The sequence below is a fragment of the Salmonella enterica subsp. enterica serovar Typhimurium str. LT2 genome (assembly GCF_000006945.2).
GTDB lineage: Bacteria > Pseudomonadota > Gammaproteobacteria > Enterobacterales > Enterobacteriaceae > Salmonella > Salmonella enterica.
In genome coordinates, this window is sequence record NC_003197.2 from 4,227,230 (window position 1) to 4,247,894 (window position 20,665).

General features: G+C 53.7%; 20 protein-coding genes and 19 other annotated features. Of the genes, 7 read left to right on the top strand and 13 right to left on the bottom strand.

Annotated features, from left to right (window positions below):
* Nucleotides 1-20: 20 nt before the first annotated feature.
* The 6 genes from yihP to yihU all read right to left on the bottom strand — a co-directional run bounded on the left by yihP (nucleotide 21) and on the right by yihU (nucleotide 7,456).
* Nucleotides 21-1,416 (bottom strand): putative GPH family transport protein gene (yihP, locus tag STM4018; protein ID NP_462898.1). Within the gene, nucleotides 21-1,403 belong to an annotated coding region; the region does not span the whole gene.
* Nucleotides 1,411-1,416 (bottom strand) — a ribosome-binding site (putative RBS for yihP; RegulonDB:STMS1H003948). It overlaps the preceding gene by 6 nt.
* 32 nt (nucleotides 1,417-1,448) lie before the next feature.
* Nucleotides 1,449-3,497 (bottom strand): putative alpha-xylosidase gene (gene yihQ, locus STM4019; RefSeq protein NP_462899.1). Within the gene, nucleotides 1,449-3,485 belong to an annotated coding region; the region does not span the whole gene.
* Nucleotides 3,492-3,497: a ribosome-binding site (putative RBS for yihQ; RegulonDB:STMS1H003949), on the bottom strand. (Overlaps the previous gene by 6 nt.)
* A 31-nt stretch (nucleotides 3,498-3,528) precedes the next feature.
* Nucleotides 3,529-4,392, bottom strand: a protein-coding gene (gene yihR / locus STM4020; RefSeq protein NP_462900.3) for a putative aldose-1-epimerase. Within the gene, nucleotides 3,529-4,386 belong to an annotated coding region; the region does not span the whole gene.
* Nucleotides 4,387-4,392: a ribosome-binding site (putative RBS for yihR; RegulonDB:STMS1H003950), on the bottom strand. (Overlaps the previous gene by 6 nt.)
* Nucleotides 4,390-5,643 (bottom strand): putative isomerase gene (gene yihS / locus STM4021; protein ID NP_462901.1). Within the gene, nucleotides 4,390-5,631 belong to an annotated coding region; the region does not span the whole gene. The genes yihR and yihS overlap by 3 nt, the downstream gene beginning before the upstream one ends.
* Nucleotides 5,638-5,643, bottom strand: a ribosome-binding site (putative RBS for yihS; RegulonDB:STMS1H003951). It overlaps the preceding gene by 6 nt.
* 3 nt (nucleotides 5,644-5,646) lie before the next feature.
* Nucleotides 5,647-6,537 (bottom strand): putative aldolase gene (yihT, locus tag STM4022; protein NP_462902.1). Within the gene, nucleotides 5,647-6,525 belong to an annotated coding region; the region does not span the whole gene.
* Nucleotides 6,532-6,537: a ribosome-binding site (putative RBS for yihT; RegulonDB:STMS1H003952), on the bottom strand. It overlaps the preceding gene by 6 nt.
* A 10-nt stretch (nucleotides 6,538-6,547) precedes the next feature.
* Nucleotides 6,548-7,456, bottom strand: a protein-coding gene (yihU, locus tag STM4023; protein ID NP_462903.1) for a putative oxidoreductase. Within the gene, nucleotides 6,548-7,444 belong to an annotated coding region; the region does not span the whole gene.
* Nucleotides 7,451-7,456: a ribosome-binding site (putative RBS for yihU; RegulonDB:STMS1H003953), on the bottom strand. Its footprint overlaps the gene before it by 6 nt.
* Before the next feature lie 141 nt (nucleotides 7,457-7,597).
* Nucleotides 7,598-7,603 (top strand) — a ribosome-binding site (putative RBS for yihV; RegulonDB:STMS1H003954).
* On the opposite strand from yihU, the gene yihV reads away from it, so the two are divergent.
* The 6 genes from yihV (at nucleotide 7,598) to yiiD (ending at nucleotide 12,418) form a co-directional block, all read left to right on the top strand.
* The gene (gene yihV / locus STM4024) for a putative sugar kinase (protein NP_462904.3) occupies nucleotides 7,598-8,505 on the top strand. Within the gene, nucleotides 7,609-8,505 belong to an annotated coding region; the region does not span the whole gene. Its footprint overlaps the feature before it by 6 nt.
* Nucleotides 8,506-8,527: 22 nt before the next feature.
* Nucleotides 8,528-8,533: a ribosome-binding site (putative RBS for yihW; RegulonDB:STMS1H003955), on the top strand.
* Nucleotides 8,528-9,342, top strand: a protein-coding gene (gene yihW / locus STM4025; protein NP_462905.1) for a putative glycerol-3-phosphate regulon repressor. Within the gene, nucleotides 8,539-9,342 belong to an annotated coding region; the region does not span the whole gene. It overlaps the preceding feature by 6 nt.
* Nucleotides 9,343-9,520: 178 nt before the next feature.
* Nucleotides 9,521-9,526, top strand: a ribosome-binding site (putative RBS for yihX; RegulonDB:STMS1H003956).
* The gene (gene yihX / locus STM4026; RefSeq protein ID NP_462906.1) for a putative enzyme occupies nucleotides 9,521-10,132 on the top strand. Within the gene, nucleotides 9,533-10,132 belong to an annotated coding region; the region does not span the whole gene. (Overlaps the previous feature by 6 nt.)
* Nucleotides 10,115-10,120 (top strand) — a ribosome-binding site (putative RBS for rbn; RegulonDB:STMS1H003957). (Overlaps the previous gene by 6 nt.)
* The gene (gene rbn, locus STM4027) for a tRNA processing exoribonuclease BN (RefSeq protein NP_462907.1) occupies nucleotides 10,115-10,998 on the top strand. Within the gene, nucleotides 10,126-10,998 belong to an annotated coding region; the region does not span the whole gene. Before yihX ends, rbn begins: the two co-directional genes overlap by 18 nt.
* Nucleotides 10,979-10,984 (top strand) — a ribosome-binding site (putative RBS for yihZ; RegulonDB:STMS1H003959). Its footprint overlaps the gene before it by 6 nt.
* Nucleotides 10,979-11,432 (top strand): D-Tyr-tRNA(Tyr) deacylase gene (yihZ, locus tag STM4028; RefSeq protein ID NP_462908.1). Within the gene, nucleotides 10,995-11,432 belong to an annotated coding region; the region does not span the whole gene. The genes rbn and yihZ overlap by 20 nt, the downstream gene beginning before the upstream one ends.
* Nucleotides 11,417-11,422: a ribosome-binding site (putative RBS for yiiD; RegulonDB:STMS1H003960), on the top strand. Its footprint overlaps the gene before it by 6 nt.
* Nucleotides 11,417-12,418, top strand: a protein-coding gene (gene yiiD, locus STM4029; RefSeq protein NP_462909.1) for a putative acetyltransferase. Within the gene, nucleotides 11,429-12,418 belong to an annotated coding region; the region does not span the whole gene. Before yihZ ends, yiiD begins: the two co-directional genes overlap by 16 nt.
* Before the next feature lie 14 nt (nucleotides 12,419-12,432).
* Here the strand turns inward: yiiD and STM4030 are convergent.
* From STM4030 to STM4032, 3 genes are all read right to left on the bottom strand, one after another.
* Nucleotides 12,433-12,894, bottom strand: a protein-coding gene (locus tag STM4030; RefSeq protein NP_462910.3) for a putative cytoplasmic protein. Within the gene, nucleotides 12,433-12,879 belong to an annotated coding region; the region does not span the whole gene.
* Nucleotides 12,876-13,200, bottom strand: a protein-coding gene (locus STM4031) for a putative cytoplasmic protein (RefSeq protein NP_462911.1). Within the gene, nucleotides 12,876-13,187 belong to an annotated coding region; the region does not span the whole gene. Before STM4031 ends, STM4030 begins: the two co-directional genes overlap by 19 nt.
* Nucleotides 12,889-12,894, bottom strand: a ribosome-binding site (putative RBS for STM4030; RegulonDB:STMS1H003961). Its footprint overlaps the gene before it by 6 nt.
* Nucleotides 13,195-13,200 (bottom strand) — a ribosome-binding site (putative RBS for STM4031; RegulonDB:STMS1H003962). Its footprint lies within the gene STM4031.
* A 72-nt stretch (nucleotides 13,201-13,272) precedes the next feature.
* Nucleotides 13,273-14,209 (bottom strand): putative acetyl esterase gene (locus STM4032; RefSeq protein NP_462912.1). Within the gene, nucleotides 13,273-14,202 belong to an annotated coding region; the region does not span the whole gene.
* Nucleotides 14,204-14,209 (bottom strand) — a ribosome-binding site (putative RBS for STM4032; RegulonDB:STMS1H003963). Its footprint overlaps the gene before it by 6 nt.
* Before the next feature lie 558 nt (nucleotides 14,210-14,767).
* Between STM4032 and STM4033 the strand changes: the two genes are divergently transcribed.
* Nucleotides 14,768-15,022 carry a putative merR family bacterial regulatory protein gene (locus STM4033; RefSeq protein NP_462913.3) on the top strand — a complete coding sequence of 85 codons (255 nt, stop codon included), beginning with the start codon at nucleotides 14,768-14,770 and terminating at the stop codon, nucleotides 15,020-15,022.
* A 46-nt stretch (nucleotides 15,023-15,068) separates the two neighbouring features.
* Here STM4033 and fdhE read toward each other — a convergent pair.
* The 4 genes from fdhE to fdoG form a co-directional block, all read right to left on the bottom strand.
* The gene (gene fdhE / locus STM4034; RefSeq protein NP_462914.1) for a putative formate dehydrogenase formation protein occupies nucleotides 15,069-16,015 on the bottom strand. Within the gene, nucleotides 15,069-15,998 belong to an annotated coding region; the region does not span the whole gene.
* Nucleotides 15,995-16,641, bottom strand: a protein-coding gene (gene fdoI / locus STM4035; protein NP_462915.1) for a formate dehydrogenase, cytochrome B556 (FDO) subunit. Within the gene, nucleotides 15,995-16,630 belong to an annotated coding region; the region does not span the whole gene. The genes fdhE and fdoI overlap by 21 nt, the downstream gene beginning before the upstream one ends.
* Nucleotides 16,010-16,015 (bottom strand) — a ribosome-binding site (putative RBS for fdhE; RegulonDB:STMS1H003964). (Overlaps the previous gene by 6 nt.)
* The gene (fdoH, locus tag STM4036) for a formate dehydrogenase-O, Fe-S subunit (RefSeq protein ID NP_462916.1) occupies nucleotides 16,627-17,542 on the bottom strand. Within the gene, nucleotides 16,627-17,529 belong to an annotated coding region; the region does not span the whole gene. Before fdoH ends, fdoI begins: the two co-directional genes overlap by 15 nt.
* Nucleotides 16,636-16,641, bottom strand: a ribosome-binding site (putative RBS for fdoI; RegulonDB:STMS1H003965). (Overlaps the previous gene by 6 nt.)
* Nucleotides 17,537-17,542 (bottom strand) — a ribosome-binding site (putative RBS for fdoH; RegulonDB:STMS1H003966). It lies within the gene fdoH.
* Nucleotides 17,542-20,604, bottom strand: a protein-coding gene (gene fdoG / locus STM4037) for a formate dehydrogenase (RefSeq protein NP_462917.1). Within the gene, nucleotides 17,542-20,592 belong to an annotated coding region; the region does not span the whole gene. The genes fdoH and fdoG overlap by 1 nt, the downstream gene beginning before the upstream one ends.
* Nucleotides 20,599-20,604: a ribosome-binding site (putative RBS for fdoG; RegulonDB:STMS1H003967), on the bottom strand. Its footprint overlaps the gene before it by 6 nt.
* Nucleotides 20,605-20,665: the final 61 nt, after the last annotated feature.

Genomic DNA, 20,665 nt, shown 5'->3' on the forward strand with positions numbered 1-20,665 from the left:
GGCGTTATATTTTATTGTTGTTAAACCGTATGTTTCCGGGCCTCAATCTCTTCCACAATTCGCACGTACATCTTCTCGTTGAGGTTGTAGAAACAGCCCATCGCAATAATGGTGATGACCGCCAGCACGCAAGGATAAATAAAGATCAACTGGCGTAGGCCTTCGACGGTGCCTGCCGATTGCACCACATTCGGGATATAACCGATTTGCGTTAGCATCCAGCCGGGGAAGAACCCTGCCAGCGCCTGGGAGACCTTACGGAAGAACGTGAAGCCGGTGTAAACCGTCCCTTCCGAGCGGACGCCGGTGCGCCATTCACCGTACTCCACCGTGTCGGAAACCAGCGCCCAGTTCAGGCTGTTGACGAAGGCGGAACCGAAGAACGCCAGGCAGGAGAAGGCGACAAAACTGACCGAGCCGCCGCCAAAGAAGTAGTTGAGCAGATCGCCTGCCACCCATATTAACAGCCCGCCGATATAGACTTTCTTCTTGCCAAAACGCCTTACAGCGCCGGGCATCAAAAAAACGCCGATAAAAATACAGCCCATGCTAAAGAAGCCCATCCAGGAGAGGAGGATCGGGTCGTTAAGAACGTACTGGGTGTAATAAACCTGAATCGCCAGTTTGACGTTGAAGGCGCCAAGAGTACAAAGGTTGGCGATACACAGAATAAACAGCGGACGGTTACCGGCGATGGCGCGGAACGACTGCAATAATCCAGGCTTTTGCGCGCTATCGACAGGTTTCACTTCGACGTAGCGCTCTTTAACGCCGGCGTAGCACAGCCACATAAATAGCAGGCCAAACAATGAAAATAGCGTGGCGGCGAAAATATAGCTGAGTTGGGCATTGCCTTCGATCAGGTTCATGACCGGCACAAAGCCAACGGTACACAGCAGCAGGCCGAGAGTGGCGCCGCCCTGACGCCAGGCGGCAAGCGAGGCGCGTTCATCCGGGTTCTTGGTAATCGCGGGTACCATCGCGCCATACGAGCAGTTCATCATGCTGAAAACCAGCCCGTACAGCATAAACAGCATCGTTGCGACGACGGTTTTTCCCGTCACCTCAAACGGTGTGCCGACAAAGTTAGCAATCGCCAGTAGCGTTACCGGAAATGCCGCGTAAAGCACGAACGGGCGGAATTTGCCCTTCGGACCAATTTTACGCCGCGAGTCGAGCATAATGCCGGTACCCATATCGGTAAATGCGGTAAAAAATTTGGCGATCAGGAAAATGATCCCGCCGTAAGTCCCTGGTAAACCCAGCACATCGGTATAAAATTTGAGTAAATAGAGGGTTCCGATATCTAACAGGATATTAGAACCTAAATCCCCCAGTCCATAGGCAAGTTTTTCTTTAAACGGCAAGCGTAGGGTTGCCGGATTCGATGATGTTTGACTCATTATTCTTCTCCATCTGCCCGCAGGTTTCCCTGCGGGCGAGCCGTATTAGATATTCCGTAAAGAAGCAAAAAGTGAAGCCCACTCGCTCTTCGCGCGATAGAAGACCGGCGGCTTGCCAATGGGCGCATCCACGGTAATTTCACCGCCGTGGTGAGCTTCGCCGGTCCAGATATTCACCCAGTGATCTTCCGGCAGGTACAGCGTCCAGTCGCAACGCCCCTGCTCGTGAACCGGCGCGACCAGCAGATCCTGACCGAGCAGATATTGATATTTCAGGGTGTAGGTTGCGGCATCGTTCTCGTAATGCAGGAATAGCGGACGCATGACCGGCAGACCGGTAGCCGCGTTTTGCGCCACCGCCTGCTTGAGATACGGTTTCAGCGTGGTAAAGACGGTGGTCATGCGGGCAAAGTGGGCAATAGTTTCCGCGTCGCCGTCGAACTGCCAGTTATCGCCGGGGCGGTTGCCTTCATGGGTGCGCATCATCGGCGTAAAGGCGCTGAAATCGCACCAGCGCAGCAGCAACTCTTTGCTGCGTTTCATGTCAAACAGGGTGGTGTAGCCGCCGATATCGCTGTGATGCAGACCATGGCCGGTCATTGCCAGCGACAATGCCGCAGGCACGACAGAGGCCAGACCATCATCAAGGCTCCAGTCAACGTTCTGGTCACCTGCCCACATCATGGTGGAATATTTCTGACTGCCGGTGTAACCCGCACGCATAAAGAACAGGATCTCGCCGAGCTTGCCGGTCTCCTGTAGCGCTTCGTAGTTACATTTCGCCCAGAGCGCAGGCCAGGCGTTATGCATGATCTCGGCGCTGACGCCGTTGTGCAGATACGTGTCGGTCGGCAGATATTCGCCGAAATCCGCCATCCAGCCGCTGCAGCCGAGCGCGATCATGCTCTTTTTGATGACGTCTTTGAACCAGTCGTAAGCTTCAGGATTGGTCAGATCGACCACGCCGCCATAGAATTCGCCAAACTCGACCAGATAGTCGCCGCCCGTGGCGTCTTTCGCCAGATAGCCGTGTTTCGCCGCCTCGGCGCAGAGGTCTTTATCACTGGCGACGTATGGGTTGATATAAGAGAGGAACTGGACGCCTTCTTCTTTCCACTGTTTGATACGGCTATCCAGCTGTGGATAGTTGTCGCTATTCCACTTCCAGTTCCACATCACGCGCTTGCCAAAGGAGGTCATGCGGATACCGGACCAGTCCTGCGCCCAAATACCGTTCACTTTTACGCCTGCGTTGCGCATGGTATCCAGTTTTTGCTGGCAAACTTCCGTACCGCCCTGAATGCCTAGCGTGACGCCGTCGTAAACCCAGTCCGGCAGCTCCGGCTGGCGACCTAACAGCGCAGTCAGTTTTTCCAGCAGGGCGATGTAGGTGTCGGCACACTCAAAACGTAGCGTAGTTTTATCTTCCCACAGCGCCAGTTCGTGATACTCCGGCGCGCTGAAGTCGAAATTCATATAGCAGCTATTATCGACGTGGCAGTAATACTTCTGCGTGCTGACAAAGGTCGGTTGCGGGAAGAAGGTCCAGTAATAGTCGCCGCCGGCGTTCTCTTTACAGTCTGCCTGCCAGGTGACATAGCTGGTTTTATTACGGCCAACGCCCTGTTCGCTGGTCCACAGCGGGAACGGCTTGCCGCGCAAATCGAAATAAGAGAACTGTTCGCCGCAGCCGTAGATATGGTCGTCTGGATTAGCTGCGAGACGTAACCAGATACGGTTATGGTGCAGGTCGTCGTTTTGCAGATCCAGCTGCAGGCGTCCCGCTTCATCGGCGGAGATGCGAAGGGTGGCGCTAATTGTTGCGCCACGGCTGAATTGTACCAGCCAGCCGTCAGGTAGCTCGCTGACGGTGGCCTCCGTTAATGCAATCTTTTCGTTAAGTTTGTCTTTGATGCTAAAGTTGCCGCGAAACATGTCAATGTCGGCAACGCCCGCGCCAATCCACAGACAGGGATTTTCGGTGCTGTGGCGTAAAATCAGGCGCTGTTGCCAGCTAAGCGCAAAACCATCCTGTGATGTTGTCAGTTCAAAATCGGTTGACCGTTGTGGTAGAGAATTCATTGTAATCTCCGTGAATGTAGGGTAATTCGGTAATCCATTTGGGCTAGTCGCAGCCGATGGAAAAATGCAGTTGATGGATCGCTTTTGGGGCAAGATGAATCAGTGCGATCCCGGAATTAAATGCATCGGGCGGGCAGCTCATAGGCTCTACCGCGAGACCTTTTCGGCTGAGTTTTTCGCCGGTATAGATCTGTAACCAGGGCTGGGTGCTGCGTAAAAATGTGGACATGTTCTGCGTTGGGCTGGTAAGTCTGACCTCCCACTCAGCCGGGGTAGTCGCGGTCTTAACCGCATGATCAAGGCGCGTTTCGCCGAGCAGGCATGATGCGGAAAAATCCCTGCCTGCGGGCAATTCTTCGCTTGCAGGCAGTGTTAATACACAGCTATCGATGCTTTGCAGATTGCAAGTCAAATAAGGATGCGCGCCCGCGCCATAAGGGGCTGATTCATCGCCAATGTTTTGCGTACGAATCAATACGTGCAGCCCACTGGCGGCATCTAACCGATAAATCACTTCCGATATCAACGCAAAGGGATAGCCGTAAGAGGGCGGCAGAAAAATCGTTAGCGACGCTTCCGTCGCCGACTGATAATTAATCTGCCAGTCTCGCCAGGCTAACAGACCGTGAATGGCGGTCTGCGAAACCGGGTCGTTAACGGCAAGCTGGAAAACCTTGCCGTTATAGGAGTAGCAGCCATTTGTCACGCGATTTGGCCAGGGAATCAATACTTTCCCCAGATGCGCCATGGGTATTTCTTCCGGTTTATGCGGGATGACCACATGGCGTCCATGATGGGTCAGTTCCGCCAGACCTGCGCCAACCGTGACGATTTTCGCCTGGTAATGGCCCGCATTAAGCTGAATAGTTTTTCCACCGCTGTGCATGGCTGCCATCCTCATGACCTATTTCGCGTTGATATCCAGGAGACCCGCCGCGACCGCCGGAGCCAGGCCCGGCGCCAGTGGCAGACGAGGAATGACCAGACAGTGCAGCAGATGGTAAATATCTTGCTTGCCGTCCCACACTTTGGTGGTCACTTTGTTATCGGCGTCCAGCTCTTGCCACCAGGAACCATTTTCATAGTCCATCAGGTACTTAATGCAGTAGTCCCACCATTTCTGATACCACTCTTCATACTGGCTATCGTCCGTCAGGGTGTAGAGGGCGTAGGCCGTACCCATCGCTTCCACAATCGGCCAGCGCACGCGTTCACGTACGATAGGTTTACCGTCCCAGTCGACTGAGTAGACAAAGCCGTCTGCGCCATCTGGCGCCCAGGCGTCGCGGATAGTGGCATGGAACAGACCTTTCGCATCCTCCAGCAGCCAGGCGGGTGGCGTTTCGAAGCGGGCCTCCAGCGCAGCATGGAGATGGAGCATCAGACGGCCCCACTCAATCCAGTGACCGGGCGTACCGCCGTAGGCGCGGAAACGGTGGGCAGGATTATCTTTGTTATAGTCGCGGATAGGGTTCCACTGTGAATCGAAGTGTTCATTGACGCGGTAATCACCGTTGCGCGCCACATCATGAATAATTACCGACGCGATACGCAGCGCGCGATCCAGCCATTTTTTGTCATGGGTAACGTCATAAACAATCAGGAACGCTTCGACGGCGTGCATATTGGCGTTGCCGCCACGGTAGTCTTCCGTCTGGCTGAAGGCTTCATCCCAGGACTCCAGGCACATCTGCTCTTCTTCACTCCAGAAGTATTTCTCAATCACTTCTATGGTGTAATCCAGCAATTTCCTGGCTTCAGGATGCCCGGTCGTGACGGCGCTGGCCGCGCCCAGCAAGGCGAAGAAGTGTTGATAACCCTGTTTAGAGGCATCTACCACGCCCTGATCGTTAACGCAGGCATACCAGCCGCCGTATTTTTTATCGCGCAGCGCGCCGTTCATGGCTTTGATGCCGTGATCGACCAGATCATAAGCGCCCGGTCGGCCCATCGACGCCGCCACGGAATAAACGTGCAGCATACGCGCCGTGATCCAAAGATGGGTGCCCATCTCTTCTTTGATTTGCCCTTTATTTCCCAGCCAGCCGAAGCCTGTCGGCACCACGGCGTTTTTACCGAAATTAAAGATGCGGTCGGTTTCCTGCTCCAGCCAGCGGTTGTGGCTCAACGTGTTAAACCATTTCATTCTGTCATCCTCGTATTAACGACGTTTTGCCATCATTTCATCGACGATCTCGCCCAGACGTTGCAATTTAGGCGCGGAAACATCACGTAGCATCAGCTCGGTATCCGGTAAACCAATTACTGATGACCAGACCGCGCGTCCCGCCAGGAACCCGGATGCGCCAGCTTCCATGGCGACCCTGACTGCGCGAGGGAACAGTTTTTCGTCCACACCGGAAGAGAGGATGACCCACGGCATATTGATATGCCCATTCAGGCGTTGTGAGGCGGTAAGAAGATCGGAACGTGCGCCTTTGCCGTAGAGCGGCATTTCAACTTTGTAAAGATCGGCGCCGCTGTCGCCCAGCTCTTTGGCCGCATCGATAATCGCCTGCTCGCGATCGAACTTGTCGCCGCAGCGCGGCGGACGTACAACCGGTTCGATAATGCTCAGCAAACCATTGGAGTGACATAATTCATTGAATTCTTTGACCATATTCAGACGCTGCTGCGCGTCTTCGTCGCTGCGCCACAGCACCAACAGTTTTAAGGCTTTCGCGCCGTCCCGTTTTACCGCCTGCGCATTAATTTTTTTATCAAGGACCACGTTATCAACGGGAATACCGTTGCCCGGGATGAAATCATCCGCCGCGACGATCATGGCGCAGCTTTTAGCGACCGCGTTTTGTTCTACGGCCTGGCGATAACAGAACTGCTGATCCAGCAGAACGGCAGAGGCATACGGGGAAAGAATTTTCGCCGCATTCACTTTGAAATCCGTCAGCACGCTATCGGCAACGGGTGTTTTCGCACCAGCAGCAGCAAACATTAAACGCATCGCCTCGCGCTGATCGACAGCCAGCATGGCAAACCCGCCGGACGCTCGCGTAATGTCTTTGATGGTGTAGTTGTTCATTCAATTTTCCTTTATACAGTCGTTACTTTTTTACGTTGGCGGTCAGCCCGGCGCTGATGCGCACCTGTTCCAGGATGGCGCTCCAGTCTTCCCGACCGCGGCCTGCGGCCCGCGCCAGGTTATAAACTTCACGGGAGGCGGCGCCGAGCGGCATCGGTACGTGCAGTTGATTGGCGACATCCAACGCGATGCCAAGATCTTTGTGCGCCAGATCGATCATGAAGGCGGGAGACAGATCTCCTTTCATCACTTTATTCGGCCAGGTGGTGGTGAAATGCCCTTTGCCTGCGGCAGTGCCGCTCATCACTTTTAAAGCCACGTCGAAGGAAAGCCCCAGCGCTTCACACAGCACGGCGGCTTCGGCGGAGAGCGCATTTAGCGCAATACTCATGTAGTTGTTGATCAGTTTTACGCGAATACCCATTCCCGGGCCGCCGGTGTTGACCAGCTCATTACCCATCGCCATCAGAACAGGGGTAGCACGCTCTACTTGCTCCGCCGTACCGCCTGCCAGCAGCAACAATGTGCCGGTAATCGCGTTGTCGGATGTCCGGCCTATCGGCACATCCATCATGCTGAACCCTTTGCTCTGCATGTCGGCAATCAGATTATCGGTTTGCAACGGATGAATAGTGGACATATCAATGACCAGCGCTTCACGGGAAAGAGTTTCACAAACGCCTTGCTCGCCAAACAAAACGGAACGAACCAGATCGCCGTTCGGGAGCATGGTGATAACAAATTCAGCGCCGATGGTTGCCTGAGCCGGGCTGCTTGCAGGTTGCGCGCCTTTGTCTACCAGACGCTGTACGGCGTCGGGATTAACATCGAAGACGCTGAGTTGATGGCCCTGCTTTAGCAGATTGCTCGCCATAGGGGAGCCCATCTGTCCCAACCCGATAAATGCTATAACTGCCATATCGTTCTCCTGAACACGGTGGTGTCATTTTTTGTCATTAATGAGCATTTTTCTGTCTGTTTGTGATCGTATTTGTAATTTATAGTCAAAAAATTGACAGCCGTCACTTTTTAAACATTTCGTGAAATTAAAATGAGCACATCGAAAATGCTTGAGGAATGACCATGGTTCGTATTGCTTGTGTAGGTATTACCGTGATGGATCGCATCTATTACGTGGAAGGATTACCGACAGAAGGGGGTAAATATGTGGCGAAGCGCTATACGGAAGTGGGCGGCGGGCCTGCGGCGACCGCTGCCGTGGCTGCGGCGAAATTGGGCGCACAGGTGGACTTTATTGGCCGTGTGGGCGATGACGACACCGGAAACAGCCTGCTGGCGGAACTGGAATCCCTGGGGGTAAATACCCGCTATACCCGCCGCTACACGCAGGCCATGTCGTCGCAGTCAGCGATTATGGTGGATGCCAAAGGAGAGCGGATTATCGTTAATTATCCCAGCCCGGATTTATTACCTGACGCCGACTGGCTTAACGACATCGATTTTTCGCAGTGGGATGTGGTGTTGGCGGATGTGCGCTGGCATGACGGCGCAAAACAGGCGTTTACGCTGGCGCGTCAGGCTGGCGTCATGACTGTTCTTGATGGCGATATTACGCCGCAGGATATTAGCGAGCTGGTGGCGTTAAGCGACCACGCCGCCTTCTCCGAGCCAGGGCTGGCACGCCTGACGGGGATGAGCGAAGCCATTGATGCGCTAAAAAAAGCACAAATGCTCACAAATGGACATGTCTATGTCACGCGAGGCAGTGAAGGCTGCAACTGGTTGGAAAAAGCGGCGGTACGCCACCAACCGGGTTTTACCGTGGAGGTGGTGGATACTACTGGCGCGGGCGATGTTTTTCATGGCGCACTGGCATTTGGCCTGGCAAGCGGATACGCCATCGAAGAGGCTGTCAGATTCGCCAGCGGCGTTGCCGCGCTGAAGTGTACGCGCCCGGGTGGCCGGGCGGGTATCCCTGATTGTGAGCAAACCCGATCTTTCTTGTCACTTTTTGTATAATATGAGCAGTAGGAAGCTTTTAGAGGAATGCTCATGAGTCTTACCGAACTGACCGGTAATCCGCGACACGATCGGCTGTTAATGCTAATTGATGAGCGCGGCTATATGAATATCGATGAGTTAGCCAGTTTGTTGGAGGTCTCTACCCAGACGGTTCGCCGCGATATTCGTAAATTAAGCGAGCAGGGGCTGATTACGCGTCATCACGGCGGCGCTGGCAGAGCGTCCAGTGTGGTCAATACCGCCTTTGAGCAGCGAGAGGTCTCCTGGACGCAAGAGAAAAAAGCCATTGCGGAAGCCGTGGCTGACTATATTCCGGATGGCTCCACGATATTTATCACGATTGGAACGACGGTTGAGCAGGTGGCGCGCGCGCTGCTCAACCATAATCATCTGCGCATTATCACCAATAGCCTGCGCGTCGCGCACATTCTTTATAATAACCCTCGTTTTGAAGTGATGGTGCCTGGCGGCACGCTGCGCCCGCATAATAGCGGCATTATCGGGCCATCCGCGGCGGCGTTTGTGGCGGGGTTCCGGGCTGACTATCTCGTCACCAGCGTAGGCGCGATAGAGAGCGATGGCGCGTTACTGGAGTTTGATGTCAACGAAGCCAGCGTAGTGAAAACCATGATGGCCCACTCGCGACATATTTTGCTGGCCGCCGATCATACGAAATACCATGCTTCTGCGGCGGTTGAGATCGGCAATGTGTCACAGATTACCGCTCTGTTTACGGACGAGTATCCCGGTCCGGCATTACAGAATTTACTTCAATCCCAGCAAATCGAAGTGGTTCAGGTGAGTCCTTCGCTGGACGACGCCGTTTCAGCGTGACAAGCGCCCTTGCGCCGGAGGGTCGCGTCAGCGCTTTATCCGGCCAATAAAACGGCGCTGTGATGCAGGCGATATTGAACATCGTCTGCGTTTCTATTGTCTTTTTGTTAATTGATTTATAAAGGGATACATAGTCAAACTTCTCCTTTCCCGCTACAGTTATTCATCCCCGGTTAGCAAGGAGAATGACATGCTCTACATCTTTGATTTAGGTAATGTGATTGTCGACATCGACTTTAACCGCGTATTAGGTGTGTGGAGCGATCTGAGTCGAGTACCGCTGGCTTCGCTGAAGCAAAAATTTACGATGGGCGAGACTTTTCACCAACATGAACGCGGTGAGATAACGGACGAAGCGTTTGCTGAAGCTTTCTGTCATGAAATGGCGTTATCGCTCAGTTATGAACAATTTGCGCACGGCTGGCAGGCGGTATTTGTCGGATTACGGCCCGAGGTGATTGCTATCATGCATAAACTGCGCGAGCAGGGGCATCGCGTGGTGGTGCTATCCAATACTAACCGACTGCATACCCACTTCTGGCCGGAGGAATACCCGGAGGTGCGCGCTGCCGCCGACCATATCTATTTATCGCAGGATTTGGGAATGCGTAAGCCGGAAGCGCGTATTTATCAGCACGTCCTGCAGAAAGAAGGTTTTTCCGCTGCCGATGCGGTCTTTTTCGACGACAATGCCGATAATATAGAAGGGGCCAACCAGTTGGGGATCACCAGTATTCTGGTGAAGGATAAAGCCACCATCCCTGACTATTTCGCGAAGCTGTTATGCTAAAAACCGTTCACCAAAAAGCTGGACGCCATACGCGCCCTGTTCGGGCCTGGCTCAAGCTATTATGGCAGCGTATCGATGAGGATAATATGACGACTCTGGCGGGAAACCTCGCCTATGTCTCATTACTCTCCTTAGTACCGCTTATTGCCGTCGTTTTTGCCCTTTTCGCTGCTTTTCCGATGTTTTCTGATGTCAGCATTCAGTTACGCCATTTTATTTTTGCTAACTTTATGCCAGCCACCGGAGACGTGATTCAGCGCTATATTGAGCAGTTTGTCGCTAATTCCAACAAAATGACGGCGGTGGGCGCCTGTGGACTGATTGTGACGGCATTGCTGTTGATGTACGCCATTGATAGCGCCTTAAACACTATCTGGCGCAGCAAACGCACACGGCCAAAAGTGTACTCTTTTGCGGTGTACTGGATGATCCTCACGCTCGGCCCGCTTCTCGCTGGCGTCAGCCTGGCGATCAGCTCCTACCTGCTTTCTTTACGCTGGGCCAGCGATCTGAATACGGTCATCGACAATGTATTGCACATCCTTCCGCTGCTGCTCTCGTGGATCTCATTCTGGTTACTTTACAGTATTGTCCCAACGACTCGCGTACCGAACCGTGACGCCCTTGTCGGCGCGTTTGTCGCAGCGTTGCTGTTCGAGGCCGGAAAGAAAGGTTTCGCGCTTTATATCACCATGTTCCCGTCATATCAGCTCATTTATGGCGTACTGGCAGTGATCCCTATCCTGTTTGTCTGGGTATACTGGACCTGGTGTATAGTCTTGCTTGGCGCAGAAATAACTGTCACTCTCGGGGAATACCGAAAACTCAAACAAGCCGCAGAACAAGAAGAAGCTGACCAACCATGATTGCATTAATTCAACGCGTAACCCGTGCCAGCGTCACCGTGGAGGACGAGGTGACGGGTAAAATCGGCCCAGGACTTTTGGTGTTATTGGGTGTCGAAAAAGAAGATGACGAACAAAAAGCGAATCGTCTGTGCGAGCGCGTGCTGGGATACCGTATCTTCAGCGATGCTGACGGCAAGATGAATCTGAATGTACAACAGGCTGGCGGCAGCGTGCTGGTGGTGTCGCAGTTTACGCTGGCGGCAGATACCGAGCGCGGTATGCGGCCAAGCTTTTCCGGCGGGGCTGCGCCGGATCGCGCGCAGGCGCTTTATGAATATTTTGTCGAGCGCTGCCGCCAGCAGGCGATAAACACGCAAACCGGACGCTTCGCTGCCGATATGCAGGTTGAGCTGGTTAATGACGGCCCCGTGACATTCTGGCTCCAGGTATGAGTCAGCTTCCGGCGTGGCCGCGGATAACAAGAGAGAGTACGGCTATGTATCACCTTCGAGTTCCGCAAACAGAAGAAGAATTAGAACGTTACTACCAGTTTCGCTGGGAGATGCTGCGTAAACCGCTGCACCAGCCGAAAGGGTCGGAACGGGATGGCTGGGATGCGTTGGCGCACCATCAAATGGTGGTGGACGAAGAAGGAAATTTAGTTGCAGTGGGCCGCCTTTATATCAATGCAGATAACGAGGCGTCTATCCGTTTTATGGCTGTACATCCCTCGGTACAGGATAAAGGGCTGGGGACATTAATGGCGATGACCCTGGAGTCTGTTGCCCGCCAGGAAGGCGTTAAGCGCGTCACCTGCAGTGCGCGCGAAGATGCGGTTGAGTTCTTTGCCAAACTCGGGTTTGTCAATCAGGGGGAGATTACTACGCCCACAACCACGCCAATCCGCCATTTTCTGATGATTAAACCGGTAGCATCGCTGGATGATATCCTGCATCGCGGCGACTGGTGCGGGCAGCTTCAGCAGGCCTGGTATGAGCACATTCCATTGAGTGAAAAGATGGGGGTGCGCATTCAGCAGTACACCGGGCAAAAATTTATCACCACGATGCCGGAAACCGGTAATCAAAATCCGCATCACACGGTGTTTGCCGGCAGCCTGTTCTCCCTGGCGACGCTGACCGGATGGGGACTTATCTGGCTGATGCTCCGTGAACGCCACCTGGGCGGGACGATTATTCTTGCTGACGCCCATATTCGCTACAGTAAACCCATTAGCGGAAAGCCAAACGCCGTGGCTGATTTGGGGTCGCTAAGCGGTGATTTGGACAGGCTGGCGCGGGGTAAAAAAGCGCGTGTCCAGTTGCAGGTTGAACTGTTGGGCGGCGAGACCGCCGGAGCAATTTTCGAAGGCATTTATATCGTACTACCTGCGAAACCGTTCGGCCCGTATGAAGAGGGCGGGAATGAGGAGGAGTAGCTGGACATATCCAACTACTCGATGAAGGCATCTGCTGGTAGTTTGAAGCGTTGTGTAAGCGCTTTAATATGATTAACCGTTAGTGCTCTGCGGCCATTTAAGATGTTGCTGACGTTCGATTTAGAACCAAGTTCGTTGGCAAGATCTGCTGCTTTGAGACCGTATTGATCCATGAGCGTTCGCAATACTGAAACGCCAGGGGGCGTTTTCTCCAGGTGTTGGTTGAGTGCTTTGAATTCCGGCGCATGTTTTTCGTATTCACTGATTCGGGCACAGAGCAATTCAAATAGTGGGTTTTCAAGATCGTCGTGGTCGACCAGAAACTCCACTAGCGCTAGTGCCCTGCGATACTCATTGTCATTTCGGTCTTCCCCCATCAGTGGGACGGTTTTTACCGCATCGCTGAAGGTATCAACGATCTTTTTTGCGCTGGTTGCATCCATCTGACGATGAGTTCTCATTCTTTATTACCCCGATAGTATGCGGTCAGTTTGTCATATTCGGCATGGGAAACGATATGTTTCACAAATATCTTATGTAACCTGAAATCTATGTAGGAAATGAGTCTCAGGCTGTTACCAGAAACATCAATCACCCACCATTTATCTCTGTACTTAAAATTATCCAGTGAAGGAATATACCGCTTCATCTCTTCAGGCTGAGTGAATGTTTTTTTCTCCAGAACATTCAGCAACTCAGTGAGAGCAAGCTCATGGTTTGGATACATGAGCATCGCTTCATTGAACGGTTTTCGGCTGATAACATGCACAATGTAGTTCCATTACAAAGTTTTCAACCTGAAAACAATTTAGCGCAACGTTATCCAGTTTTCAAGTTGAAAACAAAATTGAATTTTAGGTCATTTTGCCTGTTGATGGACTTACAACACGCCAGGCCACATCTCGCATGGCGCTTCGTGCCGCCTGGCTCACGCCTCCGAGCTGGAAAAAGCCATGGATGACACCGAGATAGCGCTGGCAAGTACATTCCACACCCTGTTCCTGGAACCGTTGATACAGGGCCTCGCCCTCATCGCGCAGTGGGTCGAATTCGGCAGTAATGATGTGCGTGGATGGCAGTCCGGCGAAGTCCTCACGCCAGAGCGGACTGGCTTCAGGATGCAGTGGATCGGTTCGCGGCATATACATCTCGTAGCCTGAAAGCAGCGTGTCACGCGTGATAATGTAATCCAGCCCATTACAGGTGTAGCTCGCAAACCTGGCGGTTGCGTCCAGCATGGGGTAGATCAGAATCAGCTGTGCAGGTTGCCATTGACGGGCGGCTTTCAGGCGTAGCGCGGTGACCAGCGCCAGATGCCCACCCGCGCTGTCACCAGCAAGCGTAATGTTCTCGCGATCTATCCCCAGTTTCTGGGCATATTTCCAGATAGTATTGGCTCCGGTTTCGGCATCGTTATGTGCGGCCGGGAAGGTGTGATCTGGTGCAAGTCGGTACTGTGCCGCAATCACGCGACAACGGCTGTAAAAAGCTAACTGCCTTAACTGGTTATCGTGAGTGGCAAAACCGCCGCTGACAAAGCAGCCACCATGATAATAAATGATGCAGGGTAATTTCCCTGTGGCATTGAGCGGCGAAACCACGCGAAACGTCATGGCATCGAGTTCAATATCTTCAACCTGGACGCGGGTTTCTGTTTCTCCTGCCAGTGTCGTGCTGGCGATGTAGCCCGCCCTCCGGTCATCAATATTCTGTTCGCGAGAAGAGGGGCGGCCCGCGGCGATAAACCCAGCGACCAGTTCGGCAATTCCTTTTTCCAGTGGCATATAACGCTCCTTTGACTGTATGTATGTACAGTTTATAACCTGGTTCGTTGGGGATGGAAAGTGGTGAAACGAGGGGATAATGATTCTGGATAGAGGTTCGCAAAAAATGGAATGCGGTTGGCGCTGGGTTTTTAATTTTTGTACTGTGAAACGATGATGCTATACGCCATTGACGTATAGATTATTTTCACTACTATAAGCCAATGGCGTATGGAATATGCAATTTATAGAAACGGAACTCTTTACTGAAGATGTTAAAAAACTGCTCGATGATGATGAATACCATAAGCTTCAGGTTTTTATGGCTCAGCATCCAGATTGTGGTGATGTCATTCAGGAAACGGGCGGCCTGAGAAAAATGCGCTGGGGAGCGCGAGGCAAAGGAAAGCGTAGTGGCGTGCGAATTATCTATTTTCACCGTAGTCAACGGTATGAGATTCGCTTGCTTCTGATTTATCAAAAAGGCATTAAAGATGATCTCACGCCGCAGGAAAAAGCGGTGCTTCGTATGCTGAATGAGAGGTGGTAGATGGATAAAGTGTTATTTGAGCGATTAACTCAAAGTATGTCTCAAATGAATGAAATCATTGAAGGGACCCGTGAACCTTCTCGTACCTTTCATATTGATGCAATGAAGATTAAAGAAATACGGCAGGCATCTGGGTTGTCGCAATCTAAGTTTGCAGAGCTGATTTCGGTCAACGTGGATACGCTGCGCAACTGGGAGCAAGGAAGACGTTCACCGACAGGGCCAGCCAAAGCGTTACTTCGCGCCATTGCCAACGACCCGAGAAACGTTATACAAGCATTGCGTTATTGAGCAATGATCCGGCTAACGTAGATTGCTAGCCGGTATACCAGAGAACTTATTCCCCTTCCCCCGGGAACAGGAACGGGTTGATGGAACTGCGGGCGAAGCCCTCCTGTTCCATGCGCGCGTCCAGCACCAGCGAGGCGAGGTCGTCGGCCACTGCTTCTACTTTCGGGTCTTTTTCCTGATAGAGAATCTTCAGGTAAGTCCCGCAATCGCCGCAGCTTTCGGCTTTCACCGCAGCCTGCTCATTTTCCAGCGACCAGTAGTGTAAGTCGCGGCTCTGTTCGCAGTTACTGCATTTTACGCGCACGACATGCCATTCGGTTTCGCACAGGTTACAGTGCAGATAACGCAGCCCCTGCGTGGTGCCGATCTGCACCATGCTGGAGACCGGCATCGAACCGCACACCGGGCAATACTGGCGCGCTTCACCGTATTCCGCGCGGGCTTTGCCTGGAATCAAGCTGGCCATTTGCGCCCAGTAAAGGGAGAGCGCGGCCCAGATAAAGGGGGCTTTATCGCTGCTGACGGAGGCAAAATCCGAGGCAAACAGCGCGCTGGCCATCTGCTCCAGCTCCTGCTCTGAGGCTTTCTCCAGGTTCTCGATCACCGCCAGCGCGGGGCCGCTCATCTCGGGTTTTAGCTCGGCAATTAACGAATGCAGCAGTTTTTGCCAGTGCTTATCACGCGGCAGCACGTGGATATCCAGCGGCGGCTTGCCCTGGTCGTTCGCTTCTTTAATACGTGCGGTCAGATCCATCTCCAGCGGATGGTCGTACAGCACCACTTCCTGCGCGTGCGCGATAAGCGCGGCAAAGCGCAGGTAATCGCCCAGCGGGTTATTTTCAGCCAGCTCGCGCAGACGTTCGGCGCGGCGGTTGTAGACGTTTTTGAGTCGGGGGAACAATAACGGCGGAATCATATCCGCCGTACGTTTCTCGCTCGACCCCAGCTCATCTTGCGGGATTATGCGAATACTCATTCAGTTTCTTTTTCCGTTGTCTTGCGGACTTCTCGGTACCAGCGCGGGTGATGTTTCTTCGCCCACGACCGGGTTACCCAGCCTTCCACCATCGCGGTAATGGTGCCTTTCACCCAAAGGGCGGCGTAGATATGCACCATGATAACCACAATTAACGCTACTGCGGCAAAAGAATGCAACATTAACGCGAATCGGATCACCGGGATTGAGAAAGCAGGCGCAAAGTACGGACGCCAGATAATTACCCCGCTCACCAGCAGCAGCACCAGGAAGATAATCGCCGCCCAGAATACGCATTTCTGACCGAAGTTATAACGCCCGGTGTCACCCACTTCCTCGTTGACGACGATCTTACGAATATTCTTCGCCCAAAAGATATCATCCCGATTGATTAGATTGTGGTGCCAATAACGGAAAAACATGATGATGAACGAGGCAAACATAACCACGCCCACAAACGGGTGCAGAATTCGCGCCAGTTGCGGGGTGCCCAGGATATGCATCAACCAGTTGAAGGATGGGAATAAAAAGCCCAGCCCGCTCACCGCCGCCAGCACGAAGCAGAAAGCGACGATCCAGTGGTTGATGCGTTCCGGCGCCGTATAGCGCACGATGGTGTCACGTCGTTTCATTTGCGCACCTCGTCTTTCTCTTCATGCAGGTTGTCATCTTCCTCTTCCGCGCGGTTCGGGCCGACGCCGACATAGTGGAAGACGCTGGCGGCAAAGGTCGCGGCAAAACCGAACGCGGCGAGCGGTTTCCAGACGCCTTTCCAGAACTTAACGGTTTCGCTGATTTCCGGGTTTTCCGGCAGACCGTGATACAGATTCGGCTTGTCGGCATGATGCAGCACGTACATGACATGCGTACCGCCTACTCCCGCCGGATCGTACAGACCCGCGTTGTCATAACCACGGGTTTTTAGTTCCGCCACACGCTCGCCCGCCAGCGTTTTCATATCCTCTTTCGAGCCAAAATGAATGGCGCCGGTTGGACAGGTCTTCACGCAGGCCGGTTCTTGCCCGACGGTCACGCGGTCAACGCACAGCGTACATTTATAGACGCGGTTGTCTTCCGGGTTGAGGCGCGGCACGTTGAACGGGCAGCCAGCGATACAGTAGCCGCAGCCGATACACTGCTCGGACTGGAAGTCGACAATACCGTTAGCGTACTGAATGATCGCCCCTTCCGCCGGACAGGCCTTCAGGCAGCCTGGATCGGCGCAGTGCATACAGCCATCCTTACGGATCAGCCACTCCAGTTTGTCGTTCTGTTCCACTTCCGAGAAGCGCATCACCGTCCAGGATTTCGCGGTTAAGTCCGCCGGGTTGTCATACACCCCGACGTTATTGCCCACTTCATCACGGATGTCGTTCCACTCGGAGCACGCCACCTGACACGCTTTACAGCCGATACAGGTGGTGACGTCGATGAGTTTCGCCACCTCTTCCTGGTGGTCCCGCGCCTGGGGCGCGGGGGTGAAACCGTTAGTGGCGGAACGACGAATGATGTCTTGCGATTGATAAGCCATAGGTCGTCTCCGTTACACCTTTTCCACGTTCACAAGGAAGGATTTAAACTCCGGCGTTTGCGTGTTCGCATCACCGACGAAAGGCGTTAACGTATTGGCGATAAAGCCTTTTTTCGCCACGCCTTCGTAGCCCCAGTGAATAGGAATACCGATGGTATCGATATCCTTGCCGTCCGCTTTCAGCGTGCGAATACGCTTGGTCACCACCGCTTTGGCTTTGATATAGCCGCGGTTCGAGGAGACCTTCACGGTATCGCCATGCGCGATACCGAGCTTATTCGCCAGCTTCTCGCCAATTTCCACAAACTGTTCCGGCTGGGCGATAGCGTTAAGCAACGCGTGCTTGGTCCAGTAGTGGAAGTGCTCGGTCAGACGGTAAGTAGTTCCGACATACGGGAACTTATCCGCTTTACCCAGCGCGTCGGCATCGTCTTTAAAGATACGGGCGGCAGGGTTAGAGATAACGTTCGGGTGCAGCGGGTTAGTGCCCAGCGGCGTTTCAAACGGCTCGTAGTGTTCCGGGAACGGCCCTTCCGCCATCTTATCGATAGCAAACAGGCGACCCATCCCTTCCGGCTGCATGATAAACGGTCCGACGTCGCTGCCGGGCGCGGCGGCGCTGTAGTCCGGAATATCCCATCCGGCCCATTTTCCGCCTTCCCATTTCAGTAGCTGACGTTTCGGGTCCCAGGGATTACCCTGCGGATCGGCGGAGGCGCGGTTATAGAGGATGCGGCGGTTAAGCGGCCATGCCCATGCCCAGCCCAGCGTGTTGCCGAGACCAGACGGGTCGGCGTTATCACGACGCGCCATCATGTTGCCTTCCGGCGTCCAGCTACCGGCGAAAATCCAGCAGCCGCTGGACGTCGTACCGTCATCGCGCAGTTGCGCGAACGAACTGAGTTGTTGGCCTTTCTTCACCACCACCGCGCCGGTTGCCGGATCGATAAGATCGGCCAGCGCTTTACCGTTACTTTCCATCGCCACTTCTTCAGAGGCGGGTTCGTATGGTTTGGTGTAGTTCCAGGTCATATTCAGCACCTGTTCCGGGTTGGCGCCGCCCTGTTCAGAGTACATCTTACGCAGGCGTAAGAAGATACCGGCGAGGATTTCGCCGTCGGTCATGGCAATTCCCGGGGCGTCCGCGCCCTTCCAGTGCCACTGTAACCAACGACCGGAGTTAACGATGGAACCATTTTCCTCGGCAAAACAGGTGGAAGGCAGACGGAACACTTCGGTCTGGATTTTTGCGGGATCAACGTCGTTCGACTCACCGTGGTTTTGCCAGAAGGTGGACGTTTCGGTGTTGAGCGGATCGATAGTCACCAGGTACTTCAGTTTGGAAAGCGATGCGACCACTTTGTTTTTGTTCGGGAATGAGGCCACCGGGTTAAAGCCCTGGCAGATATAGCCGTTGACCTTGCCCTGTTTCATCATCTCGAAGTACTGCAGTACATCGTACCCTTTGTCCCACTTCGGTAGCCAGTCGAAGCCCCAGCTATTTTCCGCTGTCGCTTTATCACCAAAGAAGGCCTTCATCATCGAGACGAAGAATTTCGGATAGTTGCCCCAGTAGTTGACCTGATCCTTCAACAATGGCTTCGGCGTATTGGCAGCCAGATAGGTTTGCAGGTCGGTCTGTTTTTCGCTCGGCAGCGTCAGATAGCCCGGCAGACTTTGCGACAGCAGTCCTAAGTCGGTCAGTCCCTGAATGTTGGAGTGACCGCGCAGGGCGTTAACGCCGCCGCCCGCCATCCCCATGTTACCGAGCAGAAGCTGGATCATCGCCATAGTACGGATGTTCTGCGCACCGATGGAATGCTGCGTCCAGCCCAGCGCGTACAGGAACGACGCTGTTTTATCTTTTGCGCTGGTTTCTGCAATGTACTCGCACACTTTCAGGAAGTCCGCTTTCGGCGTACCGCAGATATTTTCTACCATGTCCGGCGTGTAGCGTGAGACATGCTGTTTCAACAGATTCCAGACACAGCGCGGGTGTTGCAGTGTCGTATCGTGTTTGGCAAAACCGTTTTCGTCCAGCTCATAGTGCCAACTGGTTTTATCGTACTGACGCTTGTCGGCGTCATAGCCAGTGAACAGACCATCATCGAAGCCAAAATCTTCACGCACGATCAGGCTGGCATTGGTATAGGCCTCGGTGTATTCACGGTTGTATTTTTCGTTGGTCAGCAGATACAGCATCACGCCTGACAAGAAGGCAATGTCAGTACCAGAGCGTATTGGCGCATAGAAATCGGCCACCGACGCGGTACGCGTAAAGCGCGGATCGATCACAATCAGCTTCGCGCCGTTGTGAATTTTGGCTTCCATCGCCCAGCGGAACCCGACCGGGTGAGCTTCTGCGGCGTTACCGCCCATCACCACGACGAGGTTGGCGTTCTTGATGTCGACCCAGTGGTTGGTCATCGCACCGCGACCAAATGTTGGAGCAAGACTTGCTACCGTTGGTCCGTGTCAGACACGCGCCTGGTTGTCGACCGCGAGCATACCCAGCGCGCGGGAGAATTTTTGCGTTAAATAACCCGTCTCGTTACTGGATGCGGAAGCGCACAGCATCCCGGTGGTGAGCCAGCGGTTAACGGTAACGCCTTCGGCGTTCTGCGCCTGATAGTTGGCGTCGCGATCTTCCTTCATCAGTTTAGCGATGCGGTCAAACGCTTCTTCCCAACTGATTTGTTGCCACTTATCTGAACCCGGCGCGCGGTATTGCGGGAATTTCAGGCGGCTTTCAGAGTGGATAAAGTCCACCAGACCGGCCCCTTTCGGGCACAGCGCGCCACGGCTTACCGGATGATCCGGGTCCCCTTCGATATGGAAAATAGATGCTTTGGCGTTTTTCGCACCGTCGCCGAGGCTGTACATCAACAGCCCGCAGCCAACGGAACAGTAGGTGCAGGTGTTACGGGTTTCGCGGGTGCGCAGCAGTTTATATTGCCGTGTTTCCGCTAGCGCTACGCCGGGCGCGAAGCCCAGTGCCGCCGCCGTGGTGCCTGCCATACCGCCAGCGCAGATCTTAAAGAACTGCCTTCTGCTGACCTGCATGGTTTGCTCCTTGTTTCGACATTGTCACTTCTCTTTCACATTTCTCTATCCGAAACGCTCAGGGAGTGGTTGT